The organism is Isoptericola sp. GX10416 (genome assembly GCF_056590155.1).
The window spans coordinates 129,665-148,768 of the sequence record NZ_JBWPVO010000007.1 but is presented as its reverse complement, the minus strand read 5'-3'; the positions used below and the strand labels follow the sequence as shown (position 1 = coordinate 148,768).

Sequence of the window (19,104 nt, the reverse complement as noted above, 5' to 3'; positions counted from 1 at the left end):
TAGGCTTACCTATGATGACTGCAGCGACCCAGCGCCCGGACGGCCCGCCGGCCGGGCGGCGCACCCCGCACCACGCGACCGTCTCGGCCGTGCGTTGGCTCACACCGCACATGGTCCGCCTCACGTTCGCCGGGGACGCACTCGACGCGATCGACCGGCCCGCGGTGACCGACCTGTACCTCAAGCTCGTGGTCGGCGAGCCCTCGACGCCCGGGTCCCGTCCCGTGGTGCGCACCTACACCGTCCGGGCCGTCCGCGCCGGCGAGTGGGACGTGGACTTCGTGGTGCACGGGGACGAAGGGCTCGCCGGCCCCTGGGCCGCCCGGGCTCGACCCGGAGACCCGGTGACGTTCCTCGGCCCGGGCGGCGGCTACGCCCCGGACCCGGAGGCGCCCTGGCACCTGTTCGTCGGGGACGACGCCGCGCTGCCGGCGATCGCGGCGGCCGTGGAGTCGCTGCCGCCGGGAGCCGTCGCGCACGCCTTCGTCGAGGTCCCCGGCCCGGCCGACGAGCAGCAGATCGTCACGGACGCGGACCTGCGGCTCACGTGGGTCCACCGTGGCGCGGCCGAGCTGACCGACACGGTGCGTGCAGCGCACGCGGCCGGCCGGCTGCCCACCGGTGTGCCGCACGCGTTCCTGCACGGTGAGGCCTCGGTCGTGCGAGAGCTGCGCCGCTGGGTCCGTGCCGAGCTGGGCGTCGACAAGGACCGGCTGTCCGCCTCCGGGTACTGGCGCCGCGGGCACGACGACGAGGCGTGGCGGGCCGCGAAGCCACGGTGGAAGGCCGAGGTGGCGCAGGACGACGCCGAGCTCGCCGCGCCTCGCTGACGAGGCGCGGCGGCACCCTCAGAGCCCGAGGGCGGACGCCATCTCGCGCTGGAGGGCGTCGAGCCGCTCGTGCGCCGCGACCCGGGCCTTGCCGACGTCGTACGCGGACGCGTCCGGTGCGACGTCCGCGACCACCTCGAGGTAGCACTTGACCTTGGGCTCGGTGCCCGACGGTCGCACGATCACCCGTGTGCGGTCCTCGGCCAGCAGCAGGATGCCGTCCGTGGGCGGCAACCCCTCGTAACCGTCGGACAGGTCCGCGACCGTACGCACGGGCGAACCGCCCAGCGACGACGGTGGGGCGGAGCGGAGGCGGGACATCGTCCCGGGGATCTGCGCCAGGTCGTCGAACCGCGCGGCGAGCTGGTCGGTGACGTAGAGCCCGTGCGCGCGGGCGATGTCGTCGAGCGCGTCGACCAGCGTCCGTCCGGACGCCTTGAGCCGGGCCGCGAGGGTCGCCACGACGACGGCGGCGCTGATGCCGTCCTTGTCGCGCACGTGCGCCGGGTCGACGCAGTAGCCGAGCGCCTCCTCGTAGCCGAACACCAGGCCGGGCGTGCGGGAGATCCACTTGAACCCGGTCAGGGTCGTCGCGTGCGCGACGCCGGCGTCCTCGGCCAGGCGGCCCAGCAGCCGGGAGGAGACCACCGAGCACGCGACCGTGGCGTCGACGCTGCCGGAGGCACGCCGCACGGCCTCCGCGCCGAGCAGCGCCCCCACCTCGTCGCCGTGCAGCATGCGCCAGCCGCTCGAGCGCGCCGTCTCCACGCCCAGGTGCGTCCCCTGGGTGACGTCGAGCACCGCGACGGCGCACCGGTCGGCGTCCGGGTCGTTGGCGATCACCAGGTCGGCACCGGTGTCGACGGCCAGCCCGAGCGCCATGTCCATGGCCCCGGGCTCCTCCGGGTTGGGGAACGACACCGAGGGGAAGTCAGGGTTCGGGAACGACTGCTCCTCGACGGGCACGACCTGGCTGAATCCCGCGTCGGCGAGGGCGCGGGCCAGGGTGCGGCCGCCGACGCCGTGCAGCGACGTCGTGACGACGCGGAGCGCGTCCGCGGCCACGGGGTCGGGCGTCGTGACGCCCCGCACCGAGGCGAGGTAGGCGTCCACGACGTCGTGGTCCAGCAGGGTCCAGCCGTCCTCGGCCCGGGGGACCTCGTCCGGCTGCCCGACGGCGGCGATCCGCTCCGCGATCGACGCGTCGTGGGGCGGGACGATCTGCGCACCCTGCCCCGCGTCGGTGACGACCCGCCCGCCGAGGTACACCTTGTAGCCGTTGTCGGCGGCGGGGTTGTGGCTCGCGGTCACCATCACGCCCGCGTCGGCGGACAGGTGCCGCACCGCGAAGGCGAGCACCGGGGTGGGCAGCGGGCCGGGCAGCAGCAGCACCTCGGCGCCGGCCGCGGAGAGGACGGCAGCGGTGTCGTGGGCGAAGTCCTGCGACCGGTGGCGGGCGTCGTGGCCCACGACGACGCGCGGCCCCGCGCCCGGACCGAGCACGTCGGCGAGGTAGGCGGCCAGCCCGGCCGCCGCGGCGATCACCACGGACCGGTTCATCCGGTTCGGTCCGGCGGCCATCGCGCCCCGCAGCCCGGCCGTCCCGAACTGCAGCGTGCCGGCGAAGCGGTCGCGCAGCTCGGCGAGCGCCGTCGGGTGCCGTGCACCGTCGTCGGCCGTCGCGTGCTCGACGAGCCGGGTCAGCTCGGCGACGTCGGTGTCGTCGACGTCGTGGCGCATCCATTCCTCGACGCGGTCCAGCAGCATGTCCGTCGATTCGGTCATCACGCCCTCCTCACAGCGCCTTGACGATGTTCGCGAGCAGGTCGCTGATCCGGGGGCCTGCGGCCTGGCCCGCCTCGAGGACCTCCTCGTGGGAGAGCGGCTGCGGGGAGATCCCGGCCGCGAGGTTCGTCACGAGGGAGATGCCGAGCACGTCCATGCCGGAGTGCCGCGCCGCGATCGCCTCGAGGGTGGTCGACATGCCGACCAGGTCGGCGCCCATGATGCCGGCCATCCGCACCTCGGCGGGGGTCTCGTAGTGCGGTCCGGGGAACTGGGCGTACACGCCCTCGGGCAGCTCCGGGTCCACGCCCTGCGCCAGCTCGCGCAGGCGCGGGGAGTACAGGTCGGTGAGGTCGACGAACGTCGCGCCCTCGAGCGGCGACGTCGCGGTCAGGTTGAGGTGGTCGCGCAGGAGCACCGGCTGCCCGGGGCGCCACGCCATGTGCAGGCCGCCGCACCCGTTCGTCAGGACCACCGACTCGCAGCCGGTCGCCGCCGCCGTGCGCACACCGTGCACCACCCGCCGGACACCACGACCCTCGTACAGGTGGGTGCGGCCGCCGATGACGAGCGCGTGCCGGGTCGAACCGTCGGGCCGCTCGACGCGGATCGAGCGCGTCGTGGAGGCGTGGCCCACCACCGCGGCGCGGGCGAAGCCCGGGATCTCGTGCGTCGGCAGCTCGGCGACCACGTCGCCGACCAGCTCGGCCGCGCCGCCCCAGCCGGAGCCGAGGACGAGGGCGACGTCGTGCCCGGCGACCCCGGTGGCCTCGGCGATGTGGTCCGCGGCAGCGCGCGCGACGTCGAACGGATCGGTCCTCGGGTCGTCGAGGTCCGGCGTCGTAGCAGGTGTGGTGCTCATGGACCCGAGACTATCTCTGCCCGCAGGGGCCCGCCGGTGCTGACACAATGGCACCCGTGTCTGCAGAGAACAGCATCCTTGCCGGACCCAACCACTGCGTCGTCGTCATCGGTGGCGGCCCGGGAGGCTACGAGGCGGCCCTGGTCGCCCGCCGCACCGGGGCCGACGTCACCGTCGTCGAGCGCTCGGGCATGGGCGGTGCGACGGTCCTGACCGACGTCGTCCCCTCCAAGACGCTCATCGCCACGGCCGAGTGGCTGACCATCGCGGAGTCCGCGCCCGAGCTCGGCATCCGGACCGGCGGCAGCGTGACGCCGGGCGACGACCCGGACGCACGGCGCGCTCTCGTGGACCTCCAGGCCGTCAACAAGCGCGTGCTGGCCCTCGCCGCGGCGCAGTCCGCCGACATCCGGGCTCGCATGGACCGCGAGGGCGTCAGGATCATGGACGGCAGCGGCCGCCTGGACGGACCCAGCAGGGTCGCCGTCGCGCCGTCCGACGGCGGACCTGAGGTCACGCTCGACGCGGACATCGTGCTGCTCGCCACCGGCGCCACGCCGCGCACCCTGCCCACCGCGGAGCCCGACGGCGAGCGCATCCTCACCTGGACGCAGCTGTACAACCTCGCGGAGCTGCCCGAGAAGCTCATCGTGGTCGGCTCCGGCGTCACCGGGGCGGAGTTCGCCGGTGCCTACCTCGCACTCGGCTCCGAGGTCGTCCTGGTGTCCTCGCGCGACCGCGTGCTCCCCGGTGAGGACGAGGACGCCGCCGAGCTGCTCGAGGGCGTCTTCCGCAGCCGCGGGATGACGGTCATGTCACGTTCGCGGGCCGCGGCCGCCGAGCGCACCACTGACGGCGTCGCCGTCACCCTCTCCGACGGCCGCGTGGTCGAGGGCTCCCACGTGCTGATCGCCGTCGGCGGCGTCCCCAACACCACGGGTCTGGGCCTCGAGGAGGCCGGCGTGCTCCTGAAGGACTCCGGGCACATCCAGGTCGACCGTGTCTCGCGCACGTCGGTGCGCGGCGTCTATGCGGCCGGTGACTGCACCGGTGTGCTGCCGCTGGCGTCGGTCGCCGCCATGCAGGGCCGCCTCGCGATGGCGCACGCGCTGGGCGACGCCGTCGCCCCGCTGCACCTGGGCAAGGTCGCGGCGAACATCTTCACGGCGCCGGAGATCGCGACGGTCGGCTACTCGGAGGAGGAGCTGCGCTCGCAGGGCTCGCGCTACGTGACCACGACGCTGCCGCTCGCCCGCAACCCGCGGGCCAAGATGCACGGCGTCCACGACGGCTTCGTCAAGCTGTTCGCCCACCCGGAGGCGGGTGCCGTCCTGGGCGGCGTCGTCGTCGGCCCGCGGGCGAGCGAGCTCATCTTCCCGGTGACGCTCGCGGTCACGCACCGGCTCACGGTGGACGACGTCGCCGAGACGTTCACCATCTACCCGTCGCTGTCGGGGACGATCAGCGAGACGGCACGCGTGCTGCACGGCCAGCTCACCCCGCGCTGAGCGCTCAGCGGGTCAGGGCCGGCGCTGCCGGTCCGTGTCGAGCAGGCGCGCGAGGTGCGGCAGGGCGTCGGCGAAGCCCGGGTGCAGGGGAAGGCCGGCGACCTCGCCGACCGGCACCCAGCGCACCTCGATGCTCTCCGGGTCCGTGGCCTCGACGGGCGTGCGTTCTCCGGAGACGGTCTCGCCGAGCACCGTGGTGTAGGTCCACACGCCGTGGTCGAGCACGTGCTCGGCGGTCACCCGCACGGAGGCGGGATCGATGCCCGCCTCCTCGGCGGCCTCGCGCAGCGCCCCCTGGGTCGGCGTCTCGTCGGGGGAGACGGCCCCGCCCGGGATGCCCCACGTCCCGCCGTGGTGCGACCACGCCGCACGGTGCTGCAGGACGACGTCGGTCACGGGTCCGGGCGTGCCGTCGGGGGCGGGTGCGGCCCGGCGCACCAGGAACAGCCCCGCTGCGCCGTGCAGGCCCCAGTGGCGGTGGTCCCCGCACTGCACCCAGCCGTCGCCGGGGTGCCGGTGGTGCGCGCCGCCGGACACGTCGATCAGGCGATCTCGCAGATGGCGGAACCGGCGGAGACGCCGGCGCCGGCGGCGAGGCTCAGGCTCTTGATGGTCCCTGCCCGATGGGCGGTGATCGGCTGCTCCATCTTCATCGCCTCGAGCACGACGACGAGATCGCCCTCGACGACCTCGTCGCCCTCGGCGACAGCCACCTTGACGATGGTGCCCTGCATGGGTGAGGCCAGCGTGGTGCCGCTCGCGCCCCCGCTGCCGCCCCGGGCTGCGCGGCGGGCAGGACGGCGAGCGGCCTTGCCGGTGCCACCGGCGCGGCCCATGCCGAGCCCGGCCGGGAGGACCACCTCGAGCCGGCGCCCGCCGACCTCGACGACCACCCGCTCCGGAGGCTCCTCGGGCCCCTCGGTCGCCGCCTCGGCCATCGGCGGGTCGGAGGGCCCGAGGGCCACGACGGCGTCGGCGAAGTCGGTCTCGATCCAGCGGGTGTGCACGCGGAACGGGGTGTCGGCCTCCCGGGGCACGAAGTCCTCGGAATCCAGCACGGCGCGGTGGAACGGGACCACCGTGGGGATCCCGGCGACCTCGAGCTCGCGCAGGGCGCGGCGGGCGCGCTCCACCGCCTGGGCCCGGGTGGCGCCGGTGACGATCAGCTTGGCGATCATCGAGTCGAACAGGCCGGAGACGGTGTCGCCCTCGACCACCCCCGTGTCGACGCGAACGCCCGGGCCGGACGGCCAGCGCAGCGTGGTCACGGTGCCCGGTGCGGGCAGGAACCCGGCGGCCGGGTCCTCGCCGTTGATACGGAACTCGAGAGAGTGCCCCCGCACGGTGGCGACGTCGTAGCCGAGCTCTTCGCCCGCGGCGATCCGCAGCTGCTCGCGCACGAGGTCGATCCCGGTGACCTCCTCGGTGACGGGGTGCTCCACCTGCAGGCGGGTGTTGACCTCGAGGAAGGACAGGGTGCCGTCCGTGCCGACCAGGAACTCGCAGGTCCCCGCGCCGACGTAGCCAGCCTCGGTGAGGATGGCGCGCGAGGCGCGGTCGAGCTCCGCCTCCTGCTCCGCCGTCAGGAACGGTGCGGGCGCCTCCTCGACGAGCTTCTGGTGCCGGCGCTGCAGCGAGCAGTCACGCGTGGAGACCACCACGACGTTGCCGTGCGAGTCCGCCAGGCACTGCGTCTCGACGTGCCGGGGCCTGTCGAGGTAGCGCTCCACGAAGCACTCGCCGCGACCGAACGCCGCGACGGCCTCACGCACCGCGGAGTCGTACAGCTCGTCGATCTCCTCGTGCGACCGGGCCACCTTCAGGCCGCGCCCGCCACCCCCGTAGGCCGCCTTGATGGCGATGGGCAGGCCGTGCTCCGCGGCGAACTCGCGGACGTCCGCGGCGCTCTCGACAGGGTCCTTGGTGCCCGGGACCAGCGGGGCGCCGGCGCGCTGCGCGATGTGCCGCGCGCTCACCTTGTCGCCGAGGGACTCGATGGCCGCGGGCGGCGGGCCGATCCACACCAGCCCGGCGTCGATCACCGCCTGGGCGAAGCCGGCGTTCTCGGACAGGAACCCGTACCCCGGGTGGACGGCGTCCGCTCCTGACCGGCGGGCGACGTCGAGCAGCTTGTCCGCGCTCAGGTAGGTGTCCGCGGCGCGGGTGCCGTCGAGGGCGAAGGCCTCGTCCGCGAGCTGCACGTGCAGTGCCCGACGGTCGGTGTCGGCGTAGACGGCGACGGAGGTGATGCCTGCGTCGGCGCAGGCGCGGGCGATGCGGACAGCGATCTCACCGCGGTTGGCGACGAGGACCTTCGTGATGGTGGGCACGGCTCACGGTAACGTGCCGAGGTCCCCGCTCCGCCACTCCGTGCGGCCCGGCCGGGGAAGTCTGTGCCGGGTGCCAACGCGGATCGAAGGCGTTTGTACACATCCCACATGGACCGTGGGCCGATCGTGCCGGGTGCACAGGGCGCGTTGGCGGTTTCGTCAGGAAGGGCCGTGCTGCGCTCGCAGCAGATGGAAGGGCACGTCGATCTCGGCGAGGAGCTCGCGCAGCAGCGGCAGGCTCACACCCACCACCCCGTGGTGGTCACCCTCGATCCGTTCGACGTACGGACCGCCGAGCCCGTCGATCGTGAAGGCCCCGGCCACCTGCAGCGGTTCGCCGGTCGCCACGTAGGCGTCGATCTCGGCGTCGTCGAGGTCGGCGAAGTAGACCGTCGTCGACGAGGAGCCGCCGAGCGTGGCCGCCGTGCCGCCGTCGTCGTCCGCCCGGCAGTCGACGACCCAGTGCCCGCTGTGCAGCACGCCGGAGCGGCCGCGCATGCGCCGCCAGCGCTCGCGGGCGATCTCGGGGGTGCCGGGCTTGCCGACGATCTCGCCGTCGATCTCGAGCATCGAGTCGCAGCCGAGCACGAGCGCGCCCTCGGTGCGCGCGGCGACCTCCTCGGCCTTGGCCTGCGCGAGGACCAGCACGGCGTCGGCGGGGCCGAGGTCGTCGAAGCGTCCGCGCGCGGCGGCGAGCACGGCGTCCTCGTCGACGTGCGAGACGTCGACGCCGGGGTCGATGCCCGCGGCACGCAGGGTGGCGAGGCGGGCGGGGGACTTCGAGGCGAGGACGAGGTGCGGCACGTCAGGGAGCCTAGTCGACCGCCAGGACGTCGCCCGAACCGTTTCATGCCCTTTCGGCGCGTGCGTTTAACGTTACATTTGGATGGCGCGGACCAGGCCGGCTCCGGCCCCGCGTCACCGTCCCGGCAGCGTCGCCGAGGACCCCACCGGAGGGAGCGTCATCATGCGACAACCCATCAGGACCCGAGGCCGTCGGGCGCTGCTGTCGTCGACCGCAGCGGCACTGCTCGTCCTCGGCGGAGCCTACGCACCCGTCTCGGCGACGTCGCCGAGCACCACGGCGCAGCAGACGAGCGCCGCACAGGCCGCGACCGAGGGTTGCGGTCAGCCCGCAGGCCTGACCACGGGGAACCACACCATCAACAGCGGCGGGCAGGCCCGTTCGTTCCGCCTCGACGTGCCGGACGGGTACGACCCGGACCGGGCTCACCGCCTCGTGGTGGGGCTGCACTGGTGGCACGGGACCTCGGCGGACGTGGAGAATCAGCGCTACTACGGTCTCGAGCCGCAGGCCGGCGACAGCACCGTGTTCGTCGCGCCGCAGGGCATCGACAACGCGTGGCCCAACTCGGGTGGCCAGGACGTCGCGTTCATCGACGACGTGCTGAGCACCGTCGAGTCGGCACTGTGCATCGACACCTCCCAGCGGTTCGCCACCGGCTTCAGCTACGGCGGCGGCATGAGCAACGCGCTGGCGTGCGCGCGCGCCGACGTGTTCCGCGGGGTGGCGGTGCTCAACGGCGCGCAGCTGTCCGGGTGCGCCGGCGGGTCCGAGCCGATCGCCTACCTCGGCTCGCACGGGGTCGTCGACGACGTCCTGAACATCTCCCAGGGCCGCCAGCTGCGTGACCGCGCCCTGCAGACCAACGGGTGCCAGGCGCAGAACGCGCCCGAGCCTGCCCCGGGCAGCGGTACCCACGTCAAGACCACCTACTCGTGCGACGACGGCTACCCGGTGGTGTGGATCGCCTCGGACAGCGGGCACATGTGGGACGCGCGCGACCAGGGGCAGTCGCAGTCCTGGGTGCCGGGCGAGATCTGGGAGTTCTTCACGGCCCTGGGCTCCGAGTCGCCGGACCCGGACCCGACGCCGGACCCGGACCCGACGCCGGACCCGGACCCCACGCCCGGTGAGGACTGCACGGCGACGTACAGCACCGCGAACTCCTGGTCGGGTGGGTACCAGGGCGAGGTCACGGTCCGAGCCGACGCGCCGACGTCGTCCTGGAGCGTCAGCTGGGAGCCGTCCGGAAGCGTCGACCAGGTGTGGAACGGCGAGGTGACCACACAGAGCGGGACCGTCGTCGTCCGCAACGCGTCGTGGAACGGCCAGCTCCCTGCGGGGGGCACGGCGACGTTCGGCTTCCTCGCCAGCGGCGAGCCGACCACCCCGGACCTGACCTGCTCGAGCTCCTGACGCCGACGGCGCCGCGCTCTCAGTAGCCCATGTACCGGCCCGGCCGGTGGTTCAGGGCGAGCACGAGGTTGAGCAGTGCGGCGCCGACGGCGGAGACCAGCACGGTGAGCGGTTCGACGACGGTGAGGGCCAGCAGCACCACGGCGGTGTCGAGGGCCATCTGCACGTACCCGGCGCGCCAGCCGAGCCGTTCCTGCGCGACGAGCGCGACGATGTTGAACCCGCCGATGCTGGAGCGGTGCCGGAACACGATGAGCAGGCCCACCCCGGCCAGCACGTTGCCGCCGAGCACGCCGAAGAGGGTCGGGACGTCGATCGTGCCGAACATCGCGGCCTGCAGGGAGCTGAACAGCGACACCAGCGCGATCGAGAGGCCGGTGCGGAGCGTGAAGTCCCACCCCTTCTTCCAGATCGCCAGGGCGAAGAACGGCAGGTTCACCAGCGCGAAGAGCCAACCGAACGGGAGGTCGACGGCATAGCTCACGAGCAGCGACAGCCCGGCCGTGCCCCCGGTGACCGCCCCGACGGACTGGAGCAGGAACAGCCCCAGCGACACCACGAACGTCCCGGTGAGGAGGCCGAGGGCGTCCTCCAGGAGGCTGTGCCTGACGCCCTCCGGCTTGAGGTCGGACTGACGGGGTGCGGTGCTCATCGAGATCCCTCCGGGGTCGGGGCGGGTGGCGCCGTCGACCGGGGGTGGTGGTGCGACGGCGTGCCTATGTTCACACGTCGACGCGGCTGCTACGTCAGCAGCGCCGCGGCGACCAGCAGGACGACGGGCGACGCGAGCGTCGTCACCAGGATCGTGTCCCGGGCGAGCACCTCGCCGCGCCGGAAGCGTGCCGCGTAGTTGAAGATGTTCTGCGCCGCGGGCAGCGCGGCGAGCGTGACCGCGGAGACCACCGCGTCGTCGTCGAGCCCGAACCCGTAGCGCGCCACGACGAACGCGACGGCCGGCATCACCACCGCCTTGAGCGCTGCCGCGACGACCACCGCCGCGCGTCCCTCCTGGCCGCGCAACGGCCTCGAGCCGTGCAACGACATCCCGAAGGCGAGCAGGATCATCGGGATCGCTGCACCGCCGAGGATCTCCAGCGGGGCGAGGACCACGTCCGGCACGCGGGCACCGGTCAGGGACACGGCGCCGCCCGCCAGCGCGCCGAGGATGATGGGGTTGCGCACGGGCTGGCTGAGCACGAAGCCCAGCGAGACACGGTTCTCGCTGGTGCTGGAGTCCAGCAGGAGCAGCACCAGCGGCGAGACGATCAGCAGCTGCAGGCCGATGACCGGCACCACCGCGGTGGCGTCGCCGAGCACGTAGAGGGCCACGGGAAGACCGATGTTGCCGGCGTTGACGTAGCCGGCACCGAGCGCGCCGATCGTGGCCTCGGGCACGCGCAGCCTCAGCCACAGCAGGTTGACCGCGACGAAGACCGCCGCGGCGCTGGCGCCGGCGATCGCCTGGACCAGCAGCGGCGCGCCGAGCAGGGCGCCGAGGTCGGCGTCCGCCACGACCGTGAACAGCAGGGCAGGGCTGGCGACGAAGAAGCCGATCCGGTTGAGCGTCGTCCCCGCCTCCGGGCCGCCGAGCCGGAGCCTCCCGGCGACGTACCCGGCGGCGATGACGACGCCGATGATCGCGAAGCCGGTGAGGATGCCCTGCACGTCAGGCGAGCGCCTCGCGCAGCACGTCCAGCCCGACCGAGCCGAGCCCGAGCGCGCGGGCGTGGAACGCGCGCAGATCGAGCTCCTCGCCCCGTGCGGCCGCGGCCGCACGGGCCTCGTCGCGGGCCTGCTCCCACAGCCGCTGCCCCACCTTGTACGACGGCGCCTGGCCGGGCCAGCCGAGGTAGCGGTCCAGCTCGAACCGGACGAACTCCTCGGGCATGTTGACGTTCGCCCGCAGGAACCGCCAGGCGTTCTCTGCATCCCAGGTCTCGCCGGTCCCGCCCCAGGCGGCCGGGAGGTCCTTGCCGAGGTGGACGCCGATGTCGAGCACGACGCGGGCCGCGCGCAGCCGCTGGGCGTCCAGCATGCCGAACCGGTCGCCGGCGTCGTCGAGATAGCCGAGGTCGGCCATCAGCCGCTCGGCGTACAGCGCCCAGCCCTCGCCGTGCCCGGACACCCAGCAGGCCAGGCGGCGCCAGGAGTTGAGCGTGTCGCGGGCGGCGACGGCGGCCGCGCACTGCAGGTGGTGCCCCGGGACGCCCTCGTGGTAAACCGTCGTCTTCTCCCGCCACGTGTTGAACTCCGTGACGCCCGGGGGCACGGACCACCACATGCGGCCCGGCCGGGAGAAGTCGTCGCTGGGCGGGGTGTAGTAGATGCCGCCGGTCTGGGTCGGGGCGATCATGCACTCGATGGTGCGGACCGGTCCCTCGATCTCGAAGTGCGTCCCGGCGAGGTCCGCGACGGCCTCGTCCGCGCACTCCTGCATCCAGGCCCGGAGGGCACGGCTGCCCACGAGCCGGCGTGCCGGGTCGGCGTCGAGGGCGGCGACGGCGTCGGCCACGGTGGCGTCGGGGCCGGCGATGGTGCGGGCCAGCTCCTCCTGCTCGGCCACGATCCGAGCCAGCTCCTCGAGCCCCCACTCGTAGGTCTCGTCGAGGTCCACCGTCGCGCCGAGAAACTCTCGCGAGTGGCGCGTGTAGGCCTCGCGGCCGACGGCGTCGGCGTGCGGAGCGCGGGGAGCGAGCTCGCGTTCGAGGAAGTCGGCGAGCTCGCCGTACGCCTGGCGAGCCGCCGTGGCACCGCGCTCGAGCTCGGCACGCACCAGGCTGCAGGCGGAGGACTCGTCGAGCACGAGGCCGGCCTGCTCGCTCCGCACGAGCGCCGTGAACGTGGAGCTGTCGCCCGCCAGCTCGCGGGCCTGCGCGGCGGCGGCTCGCACCTGCCGGATCGCGGCGACCCGGCCGCGCTCCGCGCTCCAGGTCAAGGACTCGGTGTATCCCGCGAGGGCCTGCGGAATACCGCCGAGCCGCGCGGCGATGTTCTCCCACGCCTCGACGGTGCCGGTGGGGACCACGTCGAACAGGTCGCGGAGCTGCTGCACCGGGGACTCGATGTTGTTCAGCGACGACTGCGGGTCGCCGGCCTCGTGCTGCTCGACGGCGAGCCCCACGCGCTCGCGCATCGCGGCGAGGGTGACCCGGTCGACGTCGTCCACCGGTGCGGCGCCCGAGGCCTCGAGCTCGTCGAGGCGGCGCAGGAGCGCACGGTCGACGTCGGCGCGGGCGTCGTGGCCGGCGGGGGAGAGGTCGGGGAGCTCGTGGTCGTGGCCGGGCAGCCCCATCATCGTGGCGGCGTCGGGCCGCAGCGCCGCGACGTCGCGGACGTACGCGTCGGCGACGTCGTCGAGCGGGGTGCGGGCGCGGCCGGAGGCTACGGGTGTGCCGGAGGTGGCGGCGTCGTGGGTCACCCGCCCGAGGTTATCCCAGCGTGTCAGACCGGCGGGGGCGTGCGGTCGTCGTACCGCTCCACCCGGTGGCTCGTGTGCGAGCGCTGCCTGGTGTAGACGAGACCCAGGATCAGCGCCAGGACACCGGCGGCGATACAGATGTAGCCGACGATGTTGAGGTTGACGACCTCCCACGTGTCCGGTGCGATCGCGAAGGCGAGGATCGCGCCCACCACGATGAGGAAGATGCCGCTCCCGATTCCCATCAGCGTGCCTCCGATCCGGGCGACGGAACGCCCGCGTCCCTTCGATCCTGGCCTGGACGGCCCGGTCACGCACGTTCGGCGCGGAAGCTGCTCAGGACGCCGAGCGGCGGACGTCGTCCGCCCAGCCGCGGTGGTAGCGGACGACGACGGTGTCCGAGTCCGGCGCCCACCAGACGGCGACCGGGTCGTCGGGTCGCGGGCCGGGGGAGTCGCCGTCGGCCACCAGCAGCGACCAGGTGTCCTCCGCCGTCTCGTCGCCACGTGGGTAGGTGAGCAGGCCGCGCAGCATCGTGCCGTCCTTCAGCTCGCGGGTCGAGACGGTGACCGAGCCGGTCACGGCGCGTGCGTCGGACCGCAGGGCAGCGGCGGACCGGTCCTCCTGCGCGAACCGCTGGTCGTCGCGGTAGCGGACCAGGGCCGCCACGGCGGTGACGGCCAGCGCGGCCATCAGGGCGAGCATCAGCCACATCTCGAGCTCGCCCGACGGGTTCTCCACGAGCCGCTGGGCCACGTACACGGCGACCGTGGCGACCAGGGCCGGCAGCCACAGCCACCGGCGGACCACACCGGGGCGCTCCGGTCCGGGCACGTCGCCGAGCGACACCTCGACGTCCTCCGGTGCGTCCACCTGCTGCCAGACGACGCTCACGAGCGCAGGCTCCAGCGCCAGGCGTCGGCGTTGTGCCGGCCGGCGCGCCCACCGAAGCTCCGAGCGGTCGCACCGGCGCCGTTGCCGCGCAGCGTGCGGACGTGGTTGGTCCACTCGTCGACCGGTGCGACGTCGTCGGGCTCGTCACCGTCGGCCGACACGGCGGCGAGGCCCGCCACCAGCGCGGCCACCTCGACGTCGTCGGGCTCGCCGCGCACCACGCGGAACTGGGCGTTCACTCGTCCTCCTCGTCGTCGGGGTCGTCGCCGAACGCGGGCGCGAGGCCGCGCGACGCCGCCCACTCCAGCACGTGGTACCCGCCGGTCACGAGGCGGGACGCAGCCTCTTGGCCGGCCTCGTCCAACAGCTCGATGACGCCGTCGAGCGTCATCGACGCGCCGGCGGGCGGGTCCGCCACCACGAAACCGAGGTAGAACGCCTCGGCGGGGACCGTGCCCTCCGGCAGGTCCTCGTCGGTCTCGGTGTGCTCCGCGTCCGGACCGGGCTCCCAGACGGACGTCGTCAGGTCCGGGTGCATCCCGAGCGCGTCGTGGAGCTGGTCGAACACGGCCGCGTTGAGCGTGCCGACGCGGTTCTCCAGCGCGAGGATGCGCGGGTCGTCGTCCGCCTCCGAGGCGCCGAACTCCGCGCGGACGCCGACGGCGGTGTCCACGTACTGGTGCAGCGCGGCCGTCAGCGCCTCGACGGCGCGGTGCATCGGCTCGGGGTCCACGTCTCCCAGCGGTGCCGGGCCGTGGGTGGCGTCCTCGTGGCTCATCGGTCGATCTTCTCAGAACTTCACAGCGGGATGTTGCCGTGCTTCTTCGGCGGCAGGCTCGCACGCTTGGTGCGCAGCGCCCGCAGCGACCGCACGACCTGCACGCGGGTCTCGGACGGGCGGATCACCGCGTCGACGTAGCCGCGCTCGGCCGCGTCCCAGGGGTTGACGATCCGCTCGGTGTACTCGTCGGTGAGCCGCTGGCGCTCCGCCTCGACGTCCCCGCCGTCGTCGGCGACCTGCTTGAGCGCGCGTCGCTGCAGGATGTTCACCGCGCCGGACGCGCCCATCACGGCGACCTGCGCCGTCGGCCAGGCGAGGTTGACGTCCGCGCCGAGCTGCTTGGAACCCATGACGATGTACGCGCCGCCGTAGGCCTTGCGGGTGATCACCGTGACCAGCGGCACCGTGGCCTCGGCGTACGCGTAGATGAGCTTGGCCCCGCGGCGGATGATGCCGCTGTGCTCCTGGCCGACGCCGGGCAGGAACCCGGGCACGTCCACGAACGTCAGGACGGGCACGTTGAAGGCGTCGCAGGTGCGCACGAACCGTGCGGCCTTCTCCGCCGCGTCGATGTCGAGCGTGCCCGCCATGGACAGCGGCTGGTTGGCGACGATGCCCACGCTCTGGCCCTCGACGTGCCCGAAGCCGATCAGCACGTTGGGCGCGAACAGCGGCTGCACCTCGAGGAACGAGTCCGGGTCGAGCACGGTCTCGACGACGGAGCGCATGTCGTACGGCTGGTTGTCGCTGTCCGGGACGATCTCGTCGAGGGTGGCGTCCGAGTCGGTGACCTCGAGCTCGCTCTCCTCCTCGGGCGGGAACGTCGGGGCGTCCGAGAGGTTGTTCTGCGGCAGGTAGCCGACCAGGTGGCGCACGTAGTCGATGGCGTCGTCCTCGTCCTCGCCGAGGTAGTGCGCGACGCCGGAGGTGGCGTTGTGGGTGCGCCCGCCGCCGAGCGTCTCGAAGTCCACGTCCTCGCCCGTGACCGTCTTGATGACGTCCGGGCCCGTGATGAACATGTTCGAGGTCTTGTCCGCCATGACGATGAAGTCCGTCAGGGCGGGGGAGTAGACGGCGCCGCCGGCGCTCGGCCCGAGGATCAGGGAGATCTGCGGCACCACGCCCGACGCCGCGACGTTGCGCCGGAACATCTCGGCGAACTGGGTCAGCGCCGCGACACCCTCCTGGATCCGTGCGCCACCGCCGTCGGAGATGCCGATGATCGGCACCCCGGTGCGCAGCGCCAGGTCCTGCACCTTGGCGATCTTCTCGCCGTGCACCTCGCCCAGCGAACCGCCGAACACGGTGAAGTCCTGGGAGAACACGCACACCTGGCGGCCGTCGATCGTGCCGTGGCCCACGACGACGCCGTCGCCCGGCAGCCGCTTGGCGTCCATGCCGAAGTTGCGGCTGCGGTGGGTCGCCAACGCGTCGAGCTCGGTGAAGCTGCCCTCGTCCAGCAGGGCGTCGATGCGCTCGCGGGCGGTCTTCTTGCCACGGGCGTGCTGCTTGGTCCGGGCGTTCTCCTCGGGCTCCGCGACGGCGATGGCGCGGCGGCGCTCGAGCTCGGCGAGCTTGGCGGCAGTGGTGTTCACGCAAGCGACCCTAGATGGTGGGAAGCGACGAATCGATGCGCGACAGACCTTGAGGCCTCCGGGATCTTTGTGGGGACCGCACAACCCGACCGCCGTGGCGTGCACCGGCCGCACCCGCGACGATGGACCGGTGAACCGCGAACCGCTCGACGTCGACGCCCTCCGCCACGCCCTCTGCCGTCCCGACGGTCCGCTCGCGCGGCTCGACGTCGTGGGGAGCACGGCCTCGACCAGCTCCGACCTGGCCGACCGGGCTCGGGCGGGGTCGGCCCAGGTGCCCGCAGCCCTGGTGGCCGAGCATCAGACGGCGGGCCGCGGACGGGCGGGGCGGACGTGGCAGACGCCCGCCCACGCCGCGCTGACGGTGTCGTTCCTCCTGCGTCCGCAGGTGCCGCGCGCGGCGCTCGGCTGGGTGCCGCTAGCCGCGGGGGTCGCCGTCGTGCGCACGCTCGCCGTCCTGGGTTGCGAGGCCCGGCTGAAGTGGCCCAACGACGTCCTGCTGGAGGCGTCCACGCCCGTCGAGGGGCTCGGCGCCTACCGCAAGGTCGCGGGAGTCCTCGCCGAGGTCGTGCCCGACGGCGGGGCACCGGCCGACGAGCCGCCTCTCGTCGTCGTGGGCATCGGTACCAACGTCTCGCAGCAGGCCGACGAGCTGCCGGTGCCTACCGCCACGTCCCTCGCGCTCGCGGGTGCCGCGGCCGACCGGAACGCGCTGCTGGTGGGTCTGGCGCACGAACTGACGGACGCGGTCGGACGCCTGGAGGCGGCGGCGGGTGACGCGTCCGGAGCCAACCTCGCCCAGGAGTACGCGGCGGCGTCGGCGAGCCTGGGCAGGCAGGTGCGGGCGGAGCTCGCCGGCGGCGACGACGTCGTGGTGGGCATCGCGGACCGGGTGGCCGAGGACGGCGCCCTCGTCCTGGCGACCCCTGGCGGCGCGCGCGTGGTCAGCGCGGGCGACGTGCACCATCTGCGGGAGCATCCGTAGCCCGGACGTCGAGGAAGCTCCCAGGTGACGCTGGCTACAGTGGCCCGGTGACCAGCGACACCCCCCAGAACAGCGCCGCGGCGGTCGACGACGCCGCCGGCCGCGCCGACGAGGCCATCCTCGGCGGTCCGCGCACCTACACCCTCGACGACCTCGTGCAGGGCACGGGCCTGTCCCGGGAGTTCGTCGAGTCGTACTGGCGCTGGCTCGGGCTGCCCGTCACGCGGGGGGACGAGGCGCGGTTCACGGCGGCGGACATGGAGTCCCTGCGGGAGATCGGCGCGCTCATCGAGGAGGGGCAGCTCGACGAGCAGGCGCAGATGACCCTCGTGCGCTCGCTGGGGCACACGGCCGACCGGCTCGCGCTGTGGCAGGTCGAGGCGTTCGTCGAGCACCTCGGCCGTCGGTTCGAGCTGGACGACGTGAGCGCGCGGCTCGCGGCGCTCGAGAGCATCCCGGGGTTCGCCGACATCCTCGCGCGTCAGCTCGAGCACGCGTGGCGTCGTCAGCTCGCGGCGCTCATGGGCAGGTTCGCCACCGAGTTCGGGGGATCGCAGGGCGCACGCCCCGTGCCGGACGAGCTGCCCCTGCGGCGCGCGGTCGGCTTCGCCGACATCGTCTCGTTCACCAAGCGGACCGCCGGCCTGGGCTCGCAGGAGCTCTCGGAGTTCGTCCAGCAGTTCGAGGCCCGCGCCCGCGACGTGATCACCGAGGCGGGCGGCCGGGTCGTCAAGACCATCGGCGACGCCGTGCTGTTCGTGGCCGACGACGTCACCACCGGTGCGGAGTGCGCTCTCGGCCTCGCGGCGCCCCACGCCACGGAGCAGGAGATCCCCGTGCGGGTCGGTTTCGTGTGGGGCCGCGTACTGTCGCGGTTCGGCGACGTGTTCGGCCCGGACGTCAACCTGGCGTCACGCATCACCGAGCTCGCCGAGCCGGCCAGCGTCCTGGTGGACCCGCCGACGGCGGCGCTCCTGGCCTCCTCGTCGAGGTACGCGCTGACCGCTCAGGCGCCGCAGGAGGTCCAGGGCCTCGGCGAGATCACCCCGGTGCGCCTGCACCGCGCTTTCACGGCGTCCTGACCAGGGTGCCCTGACGGGACCGCGGGTCATACCGCCCGGTCGGCGGTCTTCCGGGCGTGCCCGCCCTGCAGGTTCTTCAACGCTCCCAGCGCCCCTGGCAGCAGCCTGAGCTGTGCTCGCCGCTCGGCGGCGAAGGTGCGCCGGTCGCCCGCCGACCACCGGCGGTCGAACAGTCGCTTCGCCGCCGCGAGCGCCTCGGGGCGGCGCTCGGCGAACCGGGCGGCGAGGTCGTGGGCGTCGTCGTACGGCGTGGCCGACGCCGTGCCGGCGAGCCCGAGCGCGACGGCCTCGGTGCCGCTGACCTCGTCGGCGGTGAAGGTGAGCCGCTTGGCGGTCTCGATCCCGACGAGCTGGGTCAGCGAACGGATCCCCGTCATGTCCGGCACCAGCCCCCGCGCGGTCTCCATGACGCACCAACGTGCGTCGGGCGTGGTGAGGCGCAGGTCGGCGGCGAGCGCGAGCTGGAGCCCTGCTCCGAGGACGGCGCCGTGCGTGGCCGCGATGACGGGGACGGGCAGACGTCGCCACGCCCAGCAGGCCTCCTGCAGCGGGTTGGTGCCGCGCCACGTCGGCACGAACGCGCGAGCGGTGCCGCGCGGGTCCCGGGCGGCGGACCCGAGGTCCATCCCGGCGCAGAAGGCCCGCCCCGCACCGGAGAGGACGACGGCACGCAGCGAGCGGTCGCGACGCAGCCGGCGAGCGGTGGCACCGAGGTCGTGCACCATGGCCAGCGACAGGCCGTTGAGCTTGTCCGGGCGGTCGAGACGGACGTCTGCGACGCCGTCGGACACGGTGCAGGTCACGTTGCTCATG

The 19,104-nt window shown here is 73.7% G+C and carries 19 protein-coding genes; 5 read left to right on the top strand and 14 right to left on the bottom strand.

The features are described 5' to 3' along the window. The first annotated feature begins 14 nt into the window (after positions 1-14). A complete protein-coding gene (locus ACWAT2_RS12120) occupies positions 15-830 on the top strand; it encodes a siderophore-interacting protein (RefSeq protein ID WP_402376041.1) in 816 nt (271 codons plus the stop codon). Between the two features lie 18 nt (positions 831-848). On the opposite strand, the gene ACWAT2_RS12115 is transcribed toward ACWAT2_RS12120, so the two are convergent. Both ACWAT2_RS12115 and ACWAT2_RS12110 read right to left on the bottom strand, forming a co-directional pair. Beyond that, the gene (locus ACWAT2_RS12115; protein ID WP_402376043.1) at positions 849-2,615 is read right to left on the bottom strand and encodes a phospho-sugar mutase; all 1,767 of its coding nucleotides are present in this window, start codon (positions 2,613-2,615) and stop codon (positions 849-851) included. A gap of 10 nt (positions 2,616-2,625) precedes the next feature. Next, positions 2,626-3,477 carry a purine-nucleoside phosphorylase gene (locus ACWAT2_RS12110; RefSeq protein ID WP_402376046.1) on the bottom strand — a complete coding sequence of 284 codons (852 nt, stop codon included), beginning with the start codon at positions 3,475-3,477 and terminating at the stop codon, positions 2,626-2,628. 56 nt (positions 3,478-3,533) lie between these two features. Here ACWAT2_RS12110 and ACWAT2_RS12105 point away from each other — a divergent pair, with 56 nt between their 5' ends. Next, a complete protein-coding gene (locus ACWAT2_RS12105; RefSeq protein ID WP_402376048.1) occupies positions 3,534-4,985 on the top strand; it encodes an NAD(P)H-quinone dehydrogenase in 1,452 nt (483 codons plus the stop codon). Positions 4,986-4,997: 12 nt separating this feature from the next. Here the strand turns inward: ACWAT2_RS12105 and ACWAT2_RS12100 are convergent, their stop codons facing one another. The 3 genes from ACWAT2_RS12100 to ACWAT2_RS12090 all read right to left on the bottom strand — a co-directional run bounded on the left by ACWAT2_RS12100 (position 4,998) and on the right by ACWAT2_RS12090 (position 8,119). Continuing rightward, positions 4,998-5,522, bottom strand: coding sequence for an NUDIX domain-containing protein (locus ACWAT2_RS12100; protein ID WP_402376050.1), 525 nt, complete (start codon positions 5,520-5,522; stop codon positions 4,998-5,000). A gap of 5 nt (positions 5,523-5,527) precedes the next feature. Beyond that, entirely contained in the window at positions 5,528-7,315 is a 1,788-nt protein-coding gene (locus ACWAT2_RS12095) for an acetyl/propionyl/methylcrotonyl-CoA carboxylase subunit alpha (RefSeq protein ID WP_402376053.1), read from the bottom strand. A gap of 159 nt (positions 7,316-7,474) precedes the next feature. Beyond that, positions 7,475-8,119 (bottom strand): Maf family protein, encoded by a 645-nt coding sequence (locus ACWAT2_RS12090; protein WP_402376056.1) that lies wholly within the window; start codon positions 8,117-8,119, stop codon positions 7,475-7,477. A 163-nt stretch (positions 8,120-8,282) separates the two neighbouring features. Between ACWAT2_RS12090 and ACWAT2_RS12085 the strand changes: the two genes are divergently transcribed. Next, positions 8,283-9,536, top strand: a complete 1,254-nt coding sequence (locus tag ACWAT2_RS12085) for a CE1 family esterase (protein ID WP_402376059.1) — start codon at positions 8,283-8,285, stop codon at positions 9,534-9,536. Between the two features lie 19 nt (positions 9,537-9,555). On the opposite strand, the gene ACWAT2_RS12080 is transcribed toward ACWAT2_RS12085, so the two are convergent. From ACWAT2_RS12080 to ACWAT2_RS12045, 8 genes are all read right to left on the bottom strand, one after another. After that, positions 9,556-10,188, bottom strand: coding sequence for a YitT family protein (locus ACWAT2_RS12080; protein ID WP_402376061.1), 633 nt, complete (start codon positions 10,186-10,188; stop codon positions 9,556-9,558). A gap of 89 nt (positions 10,189-10,277) precedes the next feature. After that, positions 10,278-11,201 (bottom strand): AEC family transporter, encoded by a 924-nt coding sequence (locus ACWAT2_RS12075; protein WP_402376064.1) that lies wholly within the window; start codon positions 11,199-11,201, stop codon positions 10,278-10,280. Position 11,202: 1 nt separating this feature from the next. Next, entirely contained in the window at positions 11,203-12,954 is a 1,752-nt protein-coding gene (locus tag ACWAT2_RS12070) for a DUF885 domain-containing protein (RefSeq protein WP_402376067.1), read from the bottom strand. A 23-nt stretch (positions 12,955-12,977) separates the two neighbouring features. Further along, positions 12,978-13,199, bottom strand: coding sequence for a DUF6458 family protein (locus ACWAT2_RS12065; protein ID WP_402376069.1), 222 nt, complete (start codon positions 13,197-13,199; stop codon positions 12,978-12,980). 91 nt (positions 13,200-13,290) lie between these two features. Beyond that, complete coding sequence (locus tag ACWAT2_RS12060) at positions 13,291-13,848, bottom strand: hypothetical protein (protein WP_402376071.1); 558 nt, start codon at positions 13,846-13,848, stop codon at positions 13,291-13,293. Next, positions 13,845-14,087: an acyl-CoA carboxylase epsilon subunit gene (locus ACWAT2_RS12055; protein WP_402376073.1), complete on the bottom strand. Its 243-nt coding sequence runs from the start codon at positions 14,085-14,087 to the stop codon at positions 13,845-13,847. Before ACWAT2_RS12055 ends, ACWAT2_RS12060 begins: the two co-directional genes overlap by 4 nt. After that, on the bottom strand, positions 14,084-14,626 hold the full coding sequence (locus ACWAT2_RS12050) for a hypothetical protein (protein WP_402376076.1): 543 nt from the start codon (positions 14,624-14,626) through the stop codon (positions 14,084-14,086). Before ACWAT2_RS12050 ends, ACWAT2_RS12055 begins: the two co-directional genes overlap by 4 nt. A 20-nt stretch (positions 14,627-14,646) precedes the next feature. Continuing rightward, the gene (locus ACWAT2_RS12045; protein ID WP_402376079.1) at positions 14,647-16,224 is read right to left on the bottom strand and encodes an acyl-CoA carboxylase subunit beta; all 1,578 of its coding nucleotides are present in this window, start codon (positions 16,222-16,224) and stop codon (positions 14,647-14,649) included. Positions 16,225-16,354: 130 nt separating this feature from the next. Here ACWAT2_RS12045 and ACWAT2_RS12040 point away from each other — a divergent pair, with 130 nt between their 5' ends. Next, entirely contained in the window at positions 16,355-17,209 is an 855-nt protein-coding gene (locus ACWAT2_RS12040) for a biotin--[acetyl-CoA-carboxylase] ligase (protein ID WP_402376082.1), read from the top strand. Between the two features lie 47 nt (positions 17,210-17,256). Further along, positions 17,257-18,291: an adenylate/guanylate cyclase domain-containing protein gene (locus ACWAT2_RS12035; protein WP_402376084.1), complete on the top strand. Its 1,035-nt coding sequence runs from the start codon at positions 17,257-17,259 to the stop codon at positions 18,289-18,291. Between the two features lie 26 nt (positions 18,292-18,317). Here the strand turns inward: ACWAT2_RS12035 and ACWAT2_RS12030 are convergent, their stop codons facing one another. Beyond that, positions 18,318-19,103: a crotonase/enoyl-CoA hydratase family protein gene (locus tag ACWAT2_RS12030; RefSeq protein ID WP_402376087.1), complete on the bottom strand. Its 786-nt coding sequence runs from the start codon at positions 19,101-19,103 to the stop codon at positions 18,318-18,320. Position 19,104: the final 1 nt, after the last annotated feature.

What these genes read in the sequence shown, in the direction of transcription:
- ACWAT2_RS12120 (WP_402376041.1), top strand. Translation starts at nt 15, where the DNA reads ATGACTGCAGCGACCCAGCGCCCGGACGGCCCGCCGGCCGGGCGGCGC.
- ACWAT2_RS12115 (WP_402376043.1), bottom strand. Translation starts at nt 2,615, where the DNA reads ATGACCGAATCGACGGACATGCTGCTGGACCGCGTCGAGGAATGGATG.
- ACWAT2_RS12110 (WP_402376046.1), bottom strand. Translation starts at nt 3,477, where the DNA reads ATGAGCACCACACCTGCTACGACGCCGGACCTCGACGACCCGAGGACC.
- ACWAT2_RS12085 (WP_402376059.1), top strand. Translation starts at nt 8,283, where the DNA reads ATGCGACAACCCATCAGGACCCGAGGCCGTCGGGCGCTGCTGTCGTCG.
- ACWAT2_RS12080 (WP_402376061.1), bottom strand. Translation starts at nt 10,188, where the DNA reads ATGAGCACCGCACCCCGTCAGTCCGACCTCAAGCCGGAGGGCGTCAGG.
- ACWAT2_RS12065 (WP_402376069.1), bottom strand. Translation starts at nt 13,199, where the DNA reads ATGGGAATCGGGAGCGGCATCTTCCTCATCGTGGTGGGCGCGATCCTC.
- ACWAT2_RS12050 (WP_402376076.1), bottom strand. Translation starts at nt 14,626, where the DNA reads ATGAGCCACGAGGACGCCACCCACGGCCCGGCACCGCTGGGAGACGTG.
- ACWAT2_RS12030 (WP_402376087.1), bottom strand. Translation starts at nt 19,103, where the DNA reads ATGAGCAACGTGACCTGCACCGTGTCCGACGGCGTCGCAGACGTCCGT.